This is a genomic window from Rhodopseudomonas boonkerdii, assembly GCF_021184025.1.
Classification (GTDB): Bacteria; Pseudomonadota; Alphaproteobacteria; order Rhizobiales; family Xanthobacteraceae; genus Tardiphaga; species Tardiphaga boonkerdii.
Map to the genome: position 1 here is coordinate 4,310,074 of NZ_CP036537.1, position 16,395 is coordinate 4,326,468.

Genomic DNA, 16,395 nt, shown 5'->3' on the forward strand with positions numbered 1-16,395 from the left:
TTCTCCTTCGATACAACGGACGAGAGTCATGGCACGTTTCGGGAGACAAAGCAGCCCGGTCCCGTTTTCTTCCCCTTGCGGGAAGACGTTCCGAACACGTCGCAAGCAATTCGATTGCGCGCCTCCCCACACAATCGAACAGCGGCTCGAACTGCGCCGAACGCGCCGCTAGCGAAGGAGCCCACCACCGCTTGAGAGAGCTCGCCCGCCCCATTGCCGGCCTAACGTGGCTGGACAGCAGGCTCCGATACGATAGTGTGGTATACAGTATCCACAAGGGCGCCGGACCGCTTGGAACCGACGCACCGCAATTCCATGGGACGGAAACATCGTGGCGCGTAATATCCTCATTCTCGGAGCTTCCTACGGCTCGCTGCTGGCAACCAAGCTGCTGATGGCCGGTCACAACGTGACTCTGGTCTGCCGCAAGAAGACCGCCGAACTGATCAACCGCGACGGCACCGAAGTCCGCATCAAGCTGCGCGATGAAAAGGACCATCGTTCGATTCTTTCCCGCGATCTTCCGGGCAGGCTGGACGCGACGTCGCCCGATCAGGTGGACCTCAAGCGCTACGACCTCGTCGGCCTGGCGATGCAGGAGCCGCAATACACCAATCACACCATCCGCGTGCTGATGATCAAGATCGCCACGGCCAGGCTGCCGTGCCTGTCGATCATGAACATGCCGCCGCTGCCCTATCTGAAGCGCATCCCGGCGCTGCAGGGCATGGATCTCGAAGAGGCCTATACGAACGCCTCCGTATGGGAGCGCTTCGAGCCCGGCCTGGTGACGCTTTGCTCGCCCGACCCGCAAGCGTTCCGTCCGCCGGAGGAAGCGGCCAATGTGCTGCATGTCGGCCTGCCCACCAATTTCAAGGCTGCTGCGTTCGCGGACGCAGCCCACAACAAGATTCTGCGCGAGCTGGAAGCGGATATCGACGCCGTAAGGCTCGACGGCCAGGACGTGCCGGTGAAACTCAAGGTGTTCGACTCGCTGTTCGTGCCGCTGGCGAAATGGTCGATGCTGCTCACCGGCAACTATCGCTGCATCACGCCGGAAGAACCGCAATCGATCCGCGAGGCCGTGCATGGCGATATCGCGGTGTCGCAATCGATTTACGATCACGTCGATGCCATCGCGCGAAAACTGGGTGCCGATCCCGGAGATCAGGTGCCGTTCGCGAAATATGCCAAGGCGGCGGAAAGCCTGCTGAAGCCGTCATCTGCGGCGCGCGCCGTCGCCGCGGGTGCCCCGTTCATCGAACGCGTCGATTTGCTGGTGAAGCTGATCTCGCATCAGCTCGGCATGACCAATCCCAATATCGACCGCACGGTCGATGTGGTGGATCAGAAGCTCAACGAGCGGCTGGAATCAAGCACCGGGATCTGACGGCGCTCACGCCGCGGTTGGCACCAGTTTCGCGATTGCATTGAGAAGATCGGTCTGCGTGATCAGGCCAGCAATGGTCCGGTCGTGATCGACGACGATGACCGCATGGGTTCGCCCATCGGTCAATGTCGGCAGCAGGGCCACGGCTTGGGTATGCTTCGACACGGCAGAAGCCGGCGACATCCGGATACTGATGTCGCCCGTCTTGCTCAGAATCTCGCGCAGGCCGATCGTGCCGACGAGATGTCCCTGCCGGTCGATCACCGGCAACGCACGCACATTGTGCTTCAACAGCCGCATGCGCGCGAGCTCGACATCGTCCCATGCACCTACAGTCACCACGTCGCGCGACATGATGTCTTCGCAGAGAATGTCGCCATGGGTTCGCAGCATCGCCTGCAATTCGACCTGCCTGACCAAGCTTTCGATATCCGAAGGGCTGATGTCGAACGTCTCTTTCAGACTCTCCAGCGCCCTGTCGATATCTCCCGGTGTGAAGCCGCCGCGCAGCGCGGAACTGATATCGGAGGTCTGATGCGTATTCGGCGCAGGCGTGGCCGCCCGATACGGATAGGTGTGCCGTGACACCTTGTGAAACAACAGACCGAGCGCCACCAGCAACAGCGAGTTCAGACCGACAGGCACGAAGGGAAACAGAAAGCCGGCCGACGTCACAGCTGGACCGCCGATGATGGCCGTGAGCGCCGTCGCGCCACCGGGAGGATGCAGGCAACGCGTAAAAGACATGGCAGCGATGGCGGTGGAAACGCCAAAGCCGATCGCCAGGATCTGGTCGCTCACGAGATGCGCAACGATGACACCGATCAAGGCCGAGATCGTATTGCCGCCGATGATCGACCATGGCTGCGCCAGCGGGCTTGCCGGCACGGCGAATAGCAGCACCGCAGAGGCCCCCAGCGGCGCAACGATCAGTGGCAGGCTGGTGTGACCGCCGAGCACGAAGCGGCAGATCACCCCTGTCAGCGCAATGCCGACCAGCGCGCCGACACAGGCGACCATACGCTCACGCAGACTGGCGCCGGCGAGGATCGGAGCAAACAGCCGGAAGCCACGGCGCGGCTGCGCCAAGGCCCGACGGGGACTTTCGGATTTCGACATCGATGTGGACCGGAAATGCGCGGGGGAGAATGAAAGCGCGATCACCGTTGACCACGATGGACCCGCCTGCGACATCGCGGGCGGCGCAGCTCGTGGAAGAGCGAGCTTGGGCTGTTCTAACTGGTTCCGTGCCCAAGGCAAGCCGGTCGGCTATGCCCCCTCGTCCAGCGCCACCATCTCACGCTTTCGCCGCAATACCGGCAACAACGGTGCAATCAGGAGGACCACAGCGAGTGCGAGGCAGGCTGCCGAGATCGGGCGCTCGATGAACGTCGTCAGGCTCCCCTGCGACAGGATCAGCGACTTGCGCAGGTTGTTCTCCAGCAGCGGACCCAGCACGAAAGCCAACACAAGCGGCGCCGGCTCGTAGCCGAACTTGCGCATGAAATAGCCGATGATGCCGAAGGCGATCATCACATGCACGTCGAACACATTGTTGCTGCTGCAATAGACGCCGATGATGGTGAACAGCACGATCAACGGAAACAGCACGTTGTAAGGCAGCTTGAGCAGCCGCACCCACATGCCGATCAACGGCAGGTTCAGCACCAGCAGCATCGCATTGCCGATATACATGCTGGCCACGATGCCCCAGAACAGACCCGCATTCTGGGTGATCAGGAGCGGCCCCGGCTGCAAACCGTGAATCACAAAGGCACCGAGCAACAGCGCCATCACGACATTCGGCGGAATGCCGAGCGTCATCAGCGGAATGAAGGCGCCGCCGGCCGCTGAGTTGTTCGCGGCTTCCGGCCCTGCCACGCCCTCGATGGCGCCATGGCCGAATTCCTGCGGCCTCTTCGACAATCGTTTTTCCAGCGCATAGGACGCGAATGACGCCACCACCGCACCGCCGCCTGGCAGGATACCGAGGAAGAAACCGAGAATGGTTCCGCGGCCGATCGGTCCGGCACTCCGCTTCCAGTCCTCCTTGTTCGGCAACAGCTGCGTGATTTTCGCATTGATGATGTCGCGCTTGATGGCCTGCTCGGTGTTGAGCAGCACTTCGGCAAGGCCGAACAGCCCCATCACCACGGGTACGAGACCGATGCCGTCGATCAGTTCGATGCGGCCGAAAGTAAGTCGCGGCTGCGCGGTGATGCTGTCGAGACCGACAAGGCCGAGCACGATGCCGATACAGGCCATCAACAGCGCCTTGGCCATCGAACCTTGCGTCAGGAAGGTGAGCACGACGAGGCCGAGCACCATCAGACTGGCATATTCAGCCGGCCCGAAGGCGATGGCGACCGCTGCCAGCGACGGCGCGACGAGCATCAGCGCAACGAGCGCGAAGGTGCCGGCGATGAAGGAACCGAGTGCGGAAATGCCGAGCGCCGGACCGGCGCGGCCTTTCTTCGCCATCTGGTGACCATCGATACAGGTGACGACCGACGCCGCTTCGCCGGGAATGTTGACGAGAATCGAAGTGGTCGAACCACCATACATGGAGCCGTAGTAAATGCCGGCCATCATGATGATGCCGCTCTCCGGCGTGCCGGACAACGTCACCGGCAGCAGCAGCGACATCGCCGAGATCGGGCCGATACCGGGCAGCACACCGACCAGCGTGCCGATGAATACACCGATAAAGCAGTAGATCAGATTGACCGGCTGCAGCGCGACGCCGAAGCCATGAAACACGTTGGCGAGAACGTCCATGATGTCGTCCCCCTCAACCGATCTCGAATACGCCGGACGGCAGCATGATCGCGAGGCCGTGCTTCAAGACCCACCACACCCCGAATGGCGCGGCGATGGCGAGCGGAATCGCCAGCGTCCAGCGCACGGGATCGACGATGCGCAGCAGCAGCAACATCAGGGGTATCGTTGCGATCAGGAAGCCGAGCGGCTCGAGCGCGAAGGCATAGGCGATCAGGCAGGCGATGATCAGCACCGGCTTGCTCCAGCGCGCGTCTTCCCAGCGCGAGCCGAAAGTCGGTCCCCCCTCGGTGACGGAGGCCAGCACGATGGTGACGGCGAAGGCGCACATCAGGATGCCGATATAGAACAGCATGAAGCCTGAGCCGGGATCGTTGATGGTACCGAGCTTCAGCTTGAGCCCGGCATTGATCACGAAGGCCCCGAGCGCGAGTCCAATCACGCCGGTCCAGAATTCAGAATTGTTGAGACGAAAAGGAGGACGGGTGGCGGACATCGAAAGCTTTCGGTCGCATCAGGAAGTCGTGTCCCGGATGCAGCGCGTCGCACTTGCGACGTGATGCGCTGCTGATCCGGAACCGTAGCGGACTGCAGAGTTCGTGACGGTCCTGGCTCTGCGGAGCAGCGCAAGAACGCGGCACCGCATCCGGGACAAGGAGGACTATTTCTTCCCGAGCCCGATGCTCTCGATCACCTTGCGCTCCGAATTGGTCACCTCCACCACAAACTTCTTGTAGTCTTCGGTGTTCTTGTAGTTCGGCACCATGTCATATTTCGCCAGCGTCGCGACCACTGCCGGATCCTCGATGGCCTTCTTGAAGGCGTCGTGCAGCTTGGCGACGATCTTCGGATCCATCCCCTTCGGGCCGGCGATACCGAATGGTGAGTCATACACCATCGGGTAGCCGCTCTCCTTCAGTGTCGGCGCATCCGGGAAATTCGGCGAGCGCTTGTCGGTCCACACCATCAGGAGCCGCAGCTTGCCGGCATCGACCAGCGGCCGCCAGCCAGTGGAATCGGCCTGCAGCATGGTGTGATTGCCGAGCACGGCGGCGTTCGTCTCGGCACCGCCCTTGAACGGCACCTGCGTCAGCTTGATGCCGGCCATGGCCGCGATCTGCTCCATACCCACATGCAGCGAAGTGCCGGTGCCAGGCGTCGCATAGGTCACCTTGCCGGGATTGGCCTTGGCGAAATCCACCACGTCCTTCCAGGTTTTGAACTGCGATTCCGCATTGGTGGTGATGCCGAAAGTATAGCCGGTGAGGTGAATGATATAGGAGAAATCCTTGTCCGGATTCCACGACACCTCCTGCATCAGGGGCAGACGGAATACCGTGATCGGAATCTGCGAGATCGTATAGCCGTCCGGCTTCGCGGCCGCCGCCATGGTCGCAGGGCCGACCGTACCGCCGCCCCCGGCCTTGTTGTCGATGGCGATGGGCTGGCCAAGATGCTTCGAGGCCGCATCGGCAATCGCGCGCATCGAGATATCGGTGGAGCCGCCCGCCGGCCAGGGCACGATCAAGGTGATCGGCTTTGTCGGATATTCCTGCGCGCGGACAATGGTCGTCGTGCCAAGCGTGGCAATCGCGGCAGCCCCCAAGGCGCATGAAAAGGCGAATGAAAACGCGAAACAATTGCGCTGCAGCATCTGGATTCTCCCCCAATTTCATTCTTTGGGCCGCGGCGCTTGTCCGGACCTTTTTGTTATGGGCAGTGTAACGCGGAAATCGTCGCCGCAAAGTGCGTCTTCCGTCGTAACGCTGCCAGCTTGACAATGAACGATGATTTGCGCGCCGTCGCAATTCCGATGGACAACCGCGCATGCGACAAACCGTCCGCACGCCACGGCATCATGGCGGGCATCGCGACAACGACAGGTGGATGAAATTTTCCAGGAGACGCGTGTCGGATCGCCGGCACCGGCATCGTCCTTGGTGCAGAACCACTGCCAATCGAGAGGGAATATCCATGAGCAAGATGATTTTCGTAAACCTGCCGGTCCGCGACCTGCCACGCGCCGTCGCATTCTATGAAGCGGTCGGCGCAAGCAAGAACCCGCAGTTCTCCGACGACACCGCCGCCTGCATGGTGTTTTCCGACACCATCCACGCGATGCTGCTGACGCATGACAAGTACAAGCAGTTCACCTCGAAAACGATCGTCGATGCGAAGACATCCAGCGAAGTGCTGATCTGCCTCTCGGCCGACAGCCGCGATGAGGTCGATAACCTCGTGAAAAAGGCCGTCGGCGCCGGCGGCAATGCCGATCCGACACCCACGCAGGACTTCGGTTTCATGTATGGCCGCAGCTACGAGGATCCCGACGGTCACATCTGGGAAGTGATGTGGATGGACATGGCCGCCGCCCAGGCCGCGATGGCATCCTGAGCCGGAGATCGCGCGATGTCGAAGATTTCCCCCTGCATCTGGTACGAGACCGAGGCCGAAGACGCCGCCCGGTTCTACTGCTCGCTGGTGCCCAACTCCTCCATCGACCGCGTGCAGCGCGCGCCGATCGATTATCCCGGCGGCAAAGCCGGCAACGTACTGGTGGTCGGCTTCACGCTGGCCGGGCAGAGCTTCATCGGCCTCAACGGCGGCAGCCCCGCCACATTCAGCACCGCCGTATCCTTCACCATCCATTGCGAGGACCAGGCCGAGGTCGATCGCGTGTGGGACGCCATTCTGGCGAATGGCGGCAAGGCGAACGCCTGCGGCTGGATCAACGATCGCTGGGGCGTGCCCTGGCAGATCGTCCCGAACGGATTCACGGAAATGCTCGCCAGTGAGAATGGCGAAGGCGCCAAGCGGGCCATGACCGCGATGATGGGCATGGTGAAGCTCGACCTGGCCGCGCTGAAGAAGGCCTTCGACGGCGGCTAGCGCCCGTTTCTGGGCTGCCAAGTCCTTGGCTCCTGAGTCCTTGCCTCCAAGCCCTTGGCGGAGCGCCGCAATCGGCGCTCTGCCGGAGCTCCACTAACCGAATGGCGGAAAAGCGGATTTCCGGCAACGGCTTGCTTGACAGGGAGTCCTCTGCGTCCTTATAAGCGGCCCGTTCGCGATGCGGCATCTTGGCCGCCGCGGCCCTGTGGCGGGGTAGCTCAGCTGGTTAGAGCACGGGAATCATAATCCTGGGGTCGGGGGTTCGAGTCCCTCTCCCGCTACCACCTATCCCCCGACAGATTGCACCCTTTAGTTTGGATTGCTCTGCTCTAGGTAGCCGCAGCTGAGTCGGGGCACGAGCTCTCATCAAATTTTCCGATCCAGCCGCCTCTCCCGCCCCTATTGCATCTCCAAGCCCGGTCCAGTTACGGCCCAGGGATGAAGAAGCGGCGCAATATCCTGACCTCCCAGATGCGCGACCGCCGCCGCGGCTACCGCCGAGGAAACTCGCGATGACGTCCCATCAAGGCGGCCGTGAGGGGCTTGTGACCGAGCACGGCTGAACCTGCGTGCCCTGTCGACGGCGAGCAATTCGACGGCCGGCACAGTGGCGCTGATCTCGACTCCCGCCAACTTCAGATAAAGCTCGATGAAACTCTGACAGCCGAGCCGGGTATCCGTGTCCAGACACCAAACAATGAGGTCTTGAGTGTGACGGGTTAGGATGCCTGGGGACCTTAGAGCTTGGAGCCCACGTTCTTCAAGAATTGACGCTCGAACGCATCAAGGCGCGGATCATCAACGCTTGCCACAACGATCCTCTGATCCTTGAAAGCATGAGCTTTGATGGCGTGATGATCGACAGAACGACCGATTGCTCAGGTTGGATAGTGGGTGTGCAGCGACATGACATAGCTGTGCCCATAGATGGGAAAACCCGCCGTGGCGCGCCGGACGGGTTACTCATTCGTCGAATTTTGGATGGTCCGCACCATTTCAATGATCTGCCCCAAGGTAGCGATATTGGCAGTCCACAGGTAAAAATTGTACCAGAGCGTCTTGCCACCCATCATACGCGCGCTAAAGTTGCATTTTTCTTTGGAACTTTATCGATGAACCCGCGCCTTATAGTCGCCCGTGTCGGCCGTTCAATGATGGCCGTAGGGTTCGGATTTTTTCTTTTCGATTTGATTGCATTCCGAGTTGGAAAGGTCTGGTCCCCACTCCCGTTGGGTGGCGTGCTAGCGGCGTTACATCTCGTACCACCGCAGCCTCCGTGGCTCTGGCTACAAGCCGTTTACGCCTATGTAGGCTCATCTTCCGTCGCCGCAGTGATCGGGCTTTCTGGTCTCGCCATCTACACCGCTTTTGGCAAGCCTCCAACATTGACGTGGCGCGCCTTTATTACTTCGATTGCACTGTTTCCCTATCGGATTGCCACCTCCATCTTCACCGACACGCTGAAAACTGTCCGATACATCGTCTCTTCGATCTTAATATTCGTCTTCGCCGTTACGGCTCTGGTGGGAACTTGGTTTGGCGTAGAGTACGCGCTCCGCTCACACCTATTTTCTCGATCGCAGAGCTGTGATCTTCGAAACGAAATCTTCTCGGCTGTTCAGTTCGACTTCTTCTATCAGTGCATAGACGCTTCAGGCACTCAAGCTGATGAACCCGAGCGTTTCTTTGCCTTTTTCATTGCAAGCGAGAGATATCCAGACGCAGCGGCGCGAAGGACGGGGCATGCGTGGTTTGGTCGCCTAGCACTGCGAAAAGTGGAATCAAGCTACTTGCTAACCGAGTACAAAATAACAGGATATGGATATCGAATTATCGGCGGTGCAAGCTGCCAGCGATGGATTGAAGGACCTTACTCAATCATTCAGCCTTTCGTGCCGACGTCTGTCCACCAGCTACTTAGCGCCTGGTATTGCAACGCCCCGGTTATCGGAGCAGAGGGCCCTCAAATTGAAGTTCCGGCAGGACAGCCTCTTCCAAAGGTCTCTACGCCTGCGGAAGTTAACAAGATGCTTGGCGTGAACAAACCAGAAGTTCTGCTGGCCGTTGCTATCAATAAAGAACAGTTCAACAACATCCAGTTCCTGGTCGACAAACAGATAAAAGACCCTCGTCCCTATCAGCTATTGTATCACGATTGCACAACCTTCGTCCGAGAGCTCGCTGCTTCAATCGGCCTATACGTCAGACCTCGCATCCTGGCGGCATTCCCCTCCGAAACTGTCTATGCACTCATGCTGGACAATCTTCGAAGTGATGAGATCCCTAGTGGGCTCGATGCCAAACAGTGATGTGTTTTAGAGCGATCATTTCCTTTGGAGATCACGGCAGGCGCATGTACTGGACGGCACGATCGACCTGAGGGATTCCGCGCCTGGAGCGCCTATTTGCTCCTGTCGCTCCTGAGTCTCACCATGCTCAGTGCGTCCACACCGATTAGCGCCGCCTGGCTCGCCCTGAAGCTCATATAGCTGCGCGACCACGCCGGCTCCGCCCGGCAACGGCTTACGCCGTCACCAGCCTCCCCGCTTCCGCCATGCTCACATCGCGCTCGCCGAGCAGATGCGTGACGATGGCCTTCTGTGTGTCGCTCTCCACCACTGCAAAAGGATCCGGCGCCAGCAGCCGATGCTCGATGACGAGGCGTGACATCAGCAGGCGGCGCGCATCGCCGCGCTGGAAGTGGATGCGATGCGCTTCCCACGCCATCGCGACGGCACTGGCCACATGATACAGCGCGCTGGTGGCACGCCGCGCATCGCCTTCACGATCCGTGCTCGCGGCAACCTCGCGTGCAAATGAAATTGCCCGATCGGACAACGCATGCAGCCGATCGCGCCACGCTTGCGGCACGCTCTGCGATTCGTTGAGCCGGTTGTGCAGATCGGCAGCGAGTGCCGCTTCCGCGCCATGCCGCCCGACCGCGCGCATCAGCGCGTCGAGGGCGACGATGTTGCCGGTGCCTTCCCAGATCGAACCGAGATGCGCATCGCGTAACAACCGCGCCGTGGCGAATTCCTCGATATAGCCGACGCCGCCGCGCATCTCCATCGCATCGCCGCAGACCTTGCGAGCATCGCGCGTGGCGCGGAACTTCAATGTCGGCGTCAGAATACGCAGCAACGCCGCCGCGTCCTGGCTGCCCGCTTCCGCACGGTCAAGCGCATCGGCGGTGAGGAAGCTCATGGAAAGCCCCTGCTCCGTCGCCAGCAGGATCTTCATCAGCTGCCGCCGCGCCAGCGGCATGTCGATGATGCGTTGGCCGAACACCACGCGATTGCGCGCCACCGTGATCGCATCGTGCCACGCCCGGCGCATCAGCGCGGTGGACTTCACGCCGTTGGAGAGGCGCGACGAATTCACCATCTCCGCCATCTGCACGAAGCCGCGGTCGAGCTTGCCGACGGAGTAAGCGATGGCACCTTCCAGCTTGATCTCGCCCGATGCCATCGAGCGCGTGCCGAGCTTGTCCTTCAGGCGCACGATCCGGTAGCGGTTCTGCGTGCCATCGTCGAGGAAGCGCGGCATCAGGAACAGGCCGACGCCCTTGGTGCCGCCCACCGCGCCTTCCGGCCGCGCCAGCAGCATTACGACTTTCGCATCCGCATTGGAGCAGAACCACTTCTCGCCATAGAGGCGCCAGTGATCGCCCTCCCGCACCGCGCGCGCGGTCAATTTACCCACGTCCGAGCCGCCTTCCTTCTCGGTCATGAACTGCCCCCCCTGGGTCAGTTTGCTCATGTCGGTCTGCGTCAGCCCGTCCAGATATTTCGCCTGCAGCGCGTCGTCACCGAATTTCGACAGCAGCTTCGCCGCGCCATCGGTGACATTGATCGGGCAGCCCATGCCGAATTCGGACTGATTGAACAGAAACGTGAACGCGTGCTTCGCAGCTACCGGATAGGTTGACGGCCAGCCCATGATGCCCTTGCGATGCGACAGCGCGTGGATGCCGAACTGGCCGAAAGCCGCATTCTCGAGCTCGCGATAGGCGGGATGGTATTCCACCCACTGCACGTCCTGACCGAACTTGTCGCGTTGATGGAGCACCGGCCCATGCCGATCGGCCATGCGCCCGGCTTCATCGAGCGGACCACCAACGAGTTCGCCCAGCTTTTCGAGATGCGGCTCGATATGCTTGAACAGATCGGCTGGCAGGTGAATGCGGAGCAAATCACGCAGCGCCGGATCGGCGTGGTAGAAATTCATCCCGGACGTATCCGGCGCGATCAGATTTTCTATTTGCGCATGGGCGTTCATGGCGGCCTCTTGTGATGGGCTGACGGCGTTTCCATCTGCATCATGCACCCGTAACCCATGCGGATAAAGTGCCGAGCCGGAGGTTCTTTCCATGGATATCCCGCACTACGAAACGGCCCTGATCGTCGGCGCCGGTGAAGGCATCAGCGCATCGCTCGCGCGCCTGTTGTCCCAGCAAGGCATTCGTATCGCCCTCGCCGCGCGCAATACCGGCAAGCTCGATGCGCTCTGCCGCGAGACCGGCGCAAAAGCCTTCACAAGCGACGCCACGCAAGCGCACGACGTGGCCAAGCTGTTCAAGGATGTCGAAGCGCAGATCGGCGCACCCGATATCGTCGTCTACAACGCCAGCCAGCGTGCCCGCGGTCCTTTCATTGAACTTGCACCGAATGACGTCGCGCAATCCATCGCGGTCAGCGCCTTTGGCGGTTTCCTTGTTGCGCAGCAGGCGTTGCAACGCATGTTGCCGCACAAGCGCGGCGCCATCCTGTTCACCGGCGCCTCCGCCAGCATCAAGGGTTTTGCACAGTCGGCGCCCTTCGCCATGGGAAAATTCGCGCTGCGCGGCCTCGCGCAATCGCTGGCTCGCGAATTCGCGCCGCAAGGAATCCATGTCGCGCATTTCGTGATCGACGGCGGCATCCGCAGCTCGATCCGCACCGAGCCCGCGGACAAGCCGGATTCGTTGCTCGATCCCGATGCCATCGCGGCAAATTACTGGCATGTCCTGCAGCAACCGCGTACGGCTTGGAGCTCGGAACTCGAAATCCGGCCATGGGTCGAGAAATTCTGAGCCGACAACAGGAGACGAAAGATGAGCGATAGCGGCGTGACCGTCGACACCGGCACCAACGAACTGCTTTGCGAGATCCGCGAGCGCGTCGCCGTCATTACGCTCAACCGGCCGGAAGCCCGCAACGCGCTGTCGGATCATCTAACCCCCGCGCTGCGCACCATGATCCGCGTGTGCGGCGAGAATCCGGAGGTCGGCGCCCTGCTGATCACCGGCGCCGGCACCGCCTTCTGTTCCGGCGGCGACGTCAAGGGCATGGGTGCCCATCGCAAGCAGTCCACCCTCGACATGTCATTCGACGAGCGTGTGGCCGATCTGCAGGAGCGCCAGCGCCTGCTCACCGGCGCGCTGGTGGCCGTGCGCAAGCCGACCATTGCAGCGCTGCCCGGCCCTGCCGCTGGTGCTGGCCTTGCGATCGCCATGGCTTGCGACATCCGCATCGCCGCGCAATCCGCTTTCATTTCCACCGGCTATCTGCGCGTCGGCCTCAGCGGCGACTATGGCATTGCGTGGTTGCTGACTCGCCTGGTCGGAACCGCACGCGCCCGCGAACTGATGTTTACCGCGGAGAAGGTCGATGCGGAACGTGCCGAACGCATCGGCCTGTTCAATCGCGTGGTGCCGGACGCCGAACTGCGCGGCGCCGCTTTCGCTCTTGCCCGCGACATGGCGCAAGGCCCGACGCTGGCGCTGCGCTACATGAAGGACAATCTCGACGAAGCCCTCGCTTTCGATTTCGCCACCGCGCGCGATCACGAAGCCGAGCGCCTGATCCGCGGCACCATGACCGCCGATCATCGCGAAGCCGTGCAGGCATTCATCGAGAAGCGCAAGCCGAATTTCACGGGGAGCTAGCAAGCCGCAGAATGGGTCAAGCGCGACGGCTACGCAGCATGTACATTGGCGGCGATCGCCGCCAATCGCCAGCTCGCACACGGAATATCCACGGGCGCGAACGCAACCCTCTTTTCGAAACGGATCTGCTTCCAGTCGTCCGGCGTGGGCGAGAGGGCAAAGCCCGCCTTCCGTGCCAGCGCCAGCATCGCATCATTGGATCGCAGCGTGTCGCCGAACAGACGACCTGCACCGAGCGCCGTAGCCAGACATGCGAGATTACCCAATAGCGCCGCGCCGATGCCCTGCCCCTGCATCTTATCATCCACCGACAGACCAATCTCGAGGCTGTTGGTCTCATCGTCAATCGCGTAACGCGCCTCGCCGATGATCACTTCGGCGCCGTTGCGCTTTGTCGTGGCGACCAGCGAAAAGCCGTTGTCCTCGCCGATATGGGTGAAGCGATCGAGTTGGCTCTCCGGCAGCTCACTCGCCGCACCCATCAGCCGGTTGTAGCGGGAGCCCGGCGACAGTCCGCGAAAATAGCATTGCAGCGCGCCGGCGTCGGCGACTTCGGCGAAGCGGAGGGCGACCACCTCACCGGAGCGCGACAGCAGGACATCGGAATATCGCTCGAGATCGTGCAGATCGATGTGTTTCATGACAACCTCCCGCGCTGGCTGACGGGCCTCAGGCCCGCCAGAACGGCTTGTCGACTTCCGCCTGCATCTCCGACCAGCTGAGGCCGAGATCGTGCAGATCGCGTTCGGTCCATTGCGCCAATTCGCGGCGCTGCTGATGGCGCTGCCACCACATCCTGAGCGTATCGGCCGTGCTGGACGGGCGGGTGGAAACATGATGATTTGTCATCGATTCCTGAGTGCAAATGGACATTTCGCTCTCCTGCGACCAGATTTGGGGATACAGATATCGACCCGAACGGCGGCGGCGACAAACGACATTGTGCATCGCAATATATGAGATAAACTCATGCGTTGAGCTGGCTGACGGAGAGCAGCGATGAGTCCCAGACTGCCGTCCCTGAACGGCCTGCGCGCCTTCGAGGCCGCAGCGCGGCATCTCAGCTTCACCCTTGCGGCGGACGAGCTCAACGTCACGCAAACCGCCATCAGTCATCAGATCAAGCGGCTGGAGGAAGAACTCGGCGTCAAACTCTTCGTTCGCCAGAACCGCACTCTGACACTCACCGAACAGGGCCGCGATTACCTGCCGGGTATACGCGCGGCATTTAACGACCTGCGATTGGCAACGGATCGTCTACTGCATCGCGACCGTGATCATGTCCTGACGGTCAGCACGCTCGCATCCTTCGCCTCGAAATGGCTGCTGCCGCGGCTTTCCACATTCCAGCAGGCACATCCGCATATCGACGTACGCATCACGACGTCGTCGACATTGGTGGACTTCAAGAGCGGCGACGTGGATGCCGCGATCCGCTACGGCCGCGGCCAGTGGGCCGGCCTGCGCGCCGACTGGCTGACGGCGGATCAACTGTTTCCGGTGTGCAGCCCCAAACTGCTGATGGGCGATCGTCCCCTTCGCAAACCCGAAGATCTCGCGCGCTACACATTGCTCCACACCAATGCCAGCCACGACGACGATTGGCGTCTCTGGCTGACCGCCGCAGGATTGCCCCTCACGATTTCGAGGCAGCCCGCACTCGGCTTCGATCTGATCTTCATGACCCTGCAAGCCGCCATTGACGGCCTCGGCGTTGCGGTCGGCCGTACGACCTATGTGGAAGGCGACCTCGCCTCCGGCCGCCTTGTGATGCCGTTCGACATCACGTTGCCGGCCGATGCCGGCTTCTATCTCGTCTCGCCTGAAGCGAGTGCGGATACCCCCAATCTCCGCGCCTTCCGAATGTGGCTGCTGACGCAAGTTCCGTCTAAAGCCTGATCCGTTTCGGCTTGGCCCACCCCGACCAACTGTGGCAGATTGCCGCATATTGGTAGCCTCGAGCTGCCCGGCCGCGCATCTCGCCGGTCGCAAGGATGCCGGGAGAACGCCACATGGATGCCACACGAAATGCCGCGCCGGACGCGGTTTCGACACCCCAGATCAAGTCTCGCCTTGCGGCAATTCTGCGGGCAACCAGCGGCAATTTTCTGGAGCAATTCGACTTCTTCCTGTTCGGATTCTACGCCAGCGCCATCGCAAAGGCCTTTTTTCCATCCGACAACGAGACCGCCTCGCTGCTCAACACCTTCGGCGTTTTCTGGCTCGGCGCCCTGATGCGCCCGGTCGGGGCCATCGTGCTCGGCGCGTATATCGATCAGATCGGCCGCCGGAAGGGACTGATCGTCACCCTCGCAATCATGGCGGTGGGTACCGTGACTATCGCGGTCTGCCCGACCTATGCGAGCATCGGCGTTGCGGCGCCGATCATCGTGCTGATCGGGCGGCTGCTGCAGGGCTTCTCCGCCGGCGTCGAGCTTGGCGGCGTATCGGTTTATCTGTCGGAGATTTCGACCCCCGGCAATCGCGGCTTCTATACGTCGTTCCAGTCATCGAGCCAGCAGGTTGCGATCCTGGTCGCGGCGATCATCGGCTTCGTGCTCAGCGAGATGATGCCGAAGGATGTCGTCGACGCATGGGGCTGGCGTATTCCGTTCTTTATCGGCTGCATCATCATTCCATTCCTGTTCTTCCTGCGCCGTACGCTGGAAGAGACGCCGGAATTCCTGAAGATGAAAAAGCATCCGACGGCCGGTGAAGTGTTTGCTTCCGCGGCCGCCAACTGGCGCATCGTGCTGCTCGGCATGATGCTCGCCACGATGACCACCGTGACCTTCTATTTCGTCACAGTCTACACGCCGACCTTTGGCAAGAACGTGTTGAAACTGACGACGCAGGACAGCCTGATCGTGACCTGTCTCATCGCGATAACGAACTTCTTCTGGAACCCGGTGGGCGGCGCCCTATCGGATCGTATCGGCCGCAAGCCCGTGCTGCTCACGATCACCTGTCTCGCTTTCCTCACCGCCTATCCCGCGCTGAGCTGGCTGGTGAGCGCGCCGACATTCGGCAAAATGCTCGCGGTCGAGATGCTGTTCTCGTTCTACTTCGGCATCTACAGCGGCACGATGCTGGGCGCGCTGGTCGAGGTGGTTCCGCCTCATGTGCGAACGACCTGCTTCTCGCTCGCATTCGCGCTCGCTGCCGGCCTGCTCGGCACTTTCACGCCATTCGCTTCAACCTGGCTGATCGAAAACACGGGCAACCGCGCCTCACCCGGCTTCTGGCTGATGGCGGCCGCCGCCAGCGGCGCAATTGCTGCACTTGCGATCTATCGCAACCGCGGTGAGGTCACCGCGCAAAAACCTGTGGCCGCATGAGGCACGCTGAAGTGAACATATCGAAGGATTGACGGGAACGCCGATGTGCTAAGACATCGGCGTTCGACTTCCTG

Annotated in this window: 15 protein-coding genes and 1 tRNA gene; 9 read left to right on the top strand and 7 right to left on the bottom strand. The window is 61.3% G+C overall.

The annotated features are described in order from the left end of the window. Positions 1-331 precede the first annotated feature (331 nt). Positions 332-1,390: a ketopantoate reductase family protein gene (locus E0H22_RS19800; protein ID WP_233022691.1), complete on the top strand. Its 1,059-nt coding sequence runs from the start codon at positions 332-334 to the stop codon at positions 1,388-1,390. A gap of 6 nt (positions 1,391-1,396) precedes the next feature. Here the strand turns inward: E0H22_RS19800 and E0H22_RS19805 are convergent, their stop codons facing one another. The 4 genes from E0H22_RS19805 to E0H22_RS19820 form a co-directional block, all read right to left on the bottom strand. Continuing rightward, on the bottom strand, positions 1,397-2,509 hold the full coding sequence (locus tag E0H22_RS19805) for an HPP family protein (protein WP_233022692.1): 1,113 nt from the start codon (positions 2,507-2,509) through the stop codon (positions 1,397-1,399). 150 nt (positions 2,510-2,659) lie between these two features. Beyond that, positions 2,660-4,168: a tripartite tricarboxylate transporter permease gene (locus tag E0H22_RS19810; protein WP_233022693.1), complete on the bottom strand. Its 1,509-nt coding sequence runs from the start codon at positions 4,166-4,168 to the stop codon at positions 2,660-2,662. 13 nt (positions 4,169-4,181) lie between these two features. After that, entirely contained in the window at positions 4,182-4,664 is a 483-nt protein-coding gene (locus E0H22_RS19815) for a tripartite tricarboxylate transporter TctB family protein (protein WP_233022694.1), read from the bottom strand. Between the two features lie 165 nt (positions 4,665-4,829). Then, positions 4,830-5,822: a tripartite tricarboxylate transporter substrate binding protein gene (locus tag E0H22_RS19820; RefSeq protein ID WP_233022695.1), complete on the bottom strand. Its 993-nt coding sequence runs from the start codon at positions 5,820-5,822 to the stop codon at positions 4,830-4,832. Positions 5,823-6,142: 320 nt separating this feature from the next. Here E0H22_RS19820 and E0H22_RS19825 point away from each other — a divergent pair, with 320 nt between their 5' ends. The 4 genes from E0H22_RS19825 to E0H22_RS19840 all read left to right on the top strand — a co-directional run bounded on the left by E0H22_RS19825 (position 6,143) and on the right by E0H22_RS19840 (position 9,366). After that, a complete protein-coding gene (locus E0H22_RS19825) occupies positions 6,143-6,562 on the top strand; it encodes a VOC family protein (RefSeq protein ID WP_233022696.1) in 420 nt (139 codons plus the stop codon). A gap of 15 nt (positions 6,563-6,577) precedes the next feature. Next, positions 6,578-7,057, top strand: coding sequence for a VOC family protein (locus E0H22_RS19830; RefSeq protein WP_233022697.1), 480 nt, complete (start codon positions 6,578-6,580; stop codon positions 7,055-7,057). 207 nt (positions 7,058-7,264) lie between these two features. Beyond that, positions 7,265-7,341, top strand: a tRNA-Met gene (locus E0H22_RS19835). 483 nt (positions 7,342-7,824) lie between these two features. Then, a complete protein-coding gene (locus E0H22_RS19840; RefSeq protein WP_233022698.1) occupies positions 7,825-9,366 on the top strand; it encodes a hypothetical protein in 1,542 nt (513 codons plus the stop codon). A 214-nt stretch (positions 9,367-9,580) separates the two neighbouring features. Here E0H22_RS19840 and E0H22_RS19845 read toward each other — a convergent pair whose 3' ends face one another. After that, a complete protein-coding gene (locus E0H22_RS19845; RefSeq protein WP_233022699.1) occupies positions 9,581-11,335 on the bottom strand; it encodes an acyl-CoA dehydrogenase family protein in 1,755 nt (584 codons plus the stop codon). A 91-nt stretch (positions 11,336-11,426) separates the two neighbouring features. Between E0H22_RS19845 and E0H22_RS19850 the strand changes: the two genes are divergently transcribed. Continuing rightward, positions 11,427-12,128 (top strand): SDR family NAD(P)-dependent oxidoreductase, encoded by a 702-nt coding sequence (locus E0H22_RS19850; RefSeq protein WP_233022700.1) that lies wholly within the window; start codon positions 11,427-11,429, stop codon positions 12,126-12,128. A 21-nt stretch (positions 12,129-12,149) separates the two neighbouring features. Beyond that, the gene (locus E0H22_RS19855) at positions 12,150-12,983 is read left to right on the top strand and encodes an enoyl-CoA hydratase (protein ID WP_233022701.1); all 834 of its coding nucleotides are present in this window, start codon (positions 12,150-12,152) and stop codon (positions 12,981-12,983) included. A 29-nt stretch (positions 12,984-13,012) separates the two neighbouring features. Here E0H22_RS19855 and E0H22_RS19860 read toward each other — a convergent pair whose 3' ends face one another. Then, positions 13,013-13,624, bottom strand: a complete 612-nt coding sequence (locus E0H22_RS19860) for a GNAT family N-acetyltransferase (RefSeq protein WP_233022702.1) — start codon at positions 13,622-13,624, stop codon at positions 13,013-13,015. A 28-nt stretch (positions 13,625-13,652) separates the two neighbouring features. Further along, positions 13,653-13,856: a DUF1127 domain-containing protein gene (locus E0H22_RS19865; protein ID WP_233022703.1), complete on the bottom strand. Its 204-nt coding sequence runs from the start codon at positions 13,854-13,856 to the stop codon at positions 13,653-13,655. 126 nt (positions 13,857-13,982) lie between these two features. Between E0H22_RS19865 and E0H22_RS19870 the strand changes: the two genes are divergently transcribed. Together E0H22_RS19870 and tcuC are read left to right on the top strand one after the other, a co-directional pair. Beyond that, a complete protein-coding gene (locus E0H22_RS19870; RefSeq protein ID WP_233022704.1) occupies positions 13,983-14,882 on the top strand; it encodes a transcriptional regulator GcvA in 900 nt (299 codons plus the stop codon). 113 nt (positions 14,883-14,995) lie between these two features. Beyond that, on the top strand, positions 14,996-16,321 hold the full coding sequence (gene tcuC, locus E0H22_RS19875) for an MFS transporter (protein WP_233022705.1): 1,326 nt from the start codon (positions 14,996-14,998) through the stop codon (positions 16,319-16,321). Positions 16,322-16,395 lie beyond the last annotated feature (74 nt).

Coding starts and splice junctions, on each gene's coding strand:
- E0H22_RS19805 (WP_233022692.1), bottom strand. CDS start 2,509: ATGTCGAAATCCGAAAGTCCCCGTCGGGCCTTGGCGCAGCCGCGCCGT.
- E0H22_RS19810 (WP_233022693.1), bottom strand. CDS start 4,168: ATGGACGTTCTCGCCAACGTGTTTCATGGCTTCGGCGTCGCGCTGCAG.
- E0H22_RS19815 (WP_233022694.1), bottom strand. CDS start 4,664: ATGTCCGCCACCCGTCCTCCTTTTCGTCTCAACAATTCTGAATTCTGG.
- E0H22_RS19820 (WP_233022695.1), bottom strand. CDS start 5,822: ATGCTGCAGCGCAATTGTTTCGCGTTTTCATTCGCCTTTTCATGCGCC.
- E0H22_RS19825 (WP_233022696.1), top strand. CDS start 6,143: ATGAGCAAGATGATTTTCGTAAACCTGCCGGTCCGCGACCTGCCACGC.
- E0H22_RS19830 (WP_233022697.1), top strand. CDS start 6,578: ATGTCGAAGATTTCCCCCTGCATCTGGTACGAGACCGAGGCCGAAGAC.
- E0H22_RS19845 (WP_233022699.1), bottom strand. CDS start 11,335: ATGAACGCCCATGCGCAAATAGAAAATCTGATCGCGCCGGATACGTCC.
- E0H22_RS19850 (WP_233022700.1), top strand. CDS start 11,427: ATGGATATCCCGCACTACGAAACGGCCCTGATCGTCGGCGCCGGTGAA.
- E0H22_RS19855 (WP_233022701.1), top strand. CDS start 12,150: ATGAGCGATAGCGGCGTGACCGTCGACACCGGCACCAACGAACTGCTT.
- E0H22_RS19860 (WP_233022702.1), bottom strand. CDS start 13,624: ATGAAACACATCGATCTGCACGATCTCGAGCGATATTCCGATGTCCTG.
- E0H22_RS19865 (WP_233022703.1), bottom strand. CDS start 13,856: ATGTCCATTTGCACTCAGGAATCGATGACAAATCATCATGTTTCCACC.
- E0H22_RS19870 (WP_233022704.1), top strand. CDS start 13,983: ATGAGTCCCAGACTGCCGTCCCTGAACGGCCTGCGCGCCTTCGAGGCC.
- tcuC (WP_233022705.1), top strand. CDS start 14,996: ATGGATGCCACACGAAATGCCGCGCCGGACGCGGTTTCGACACCCCAG.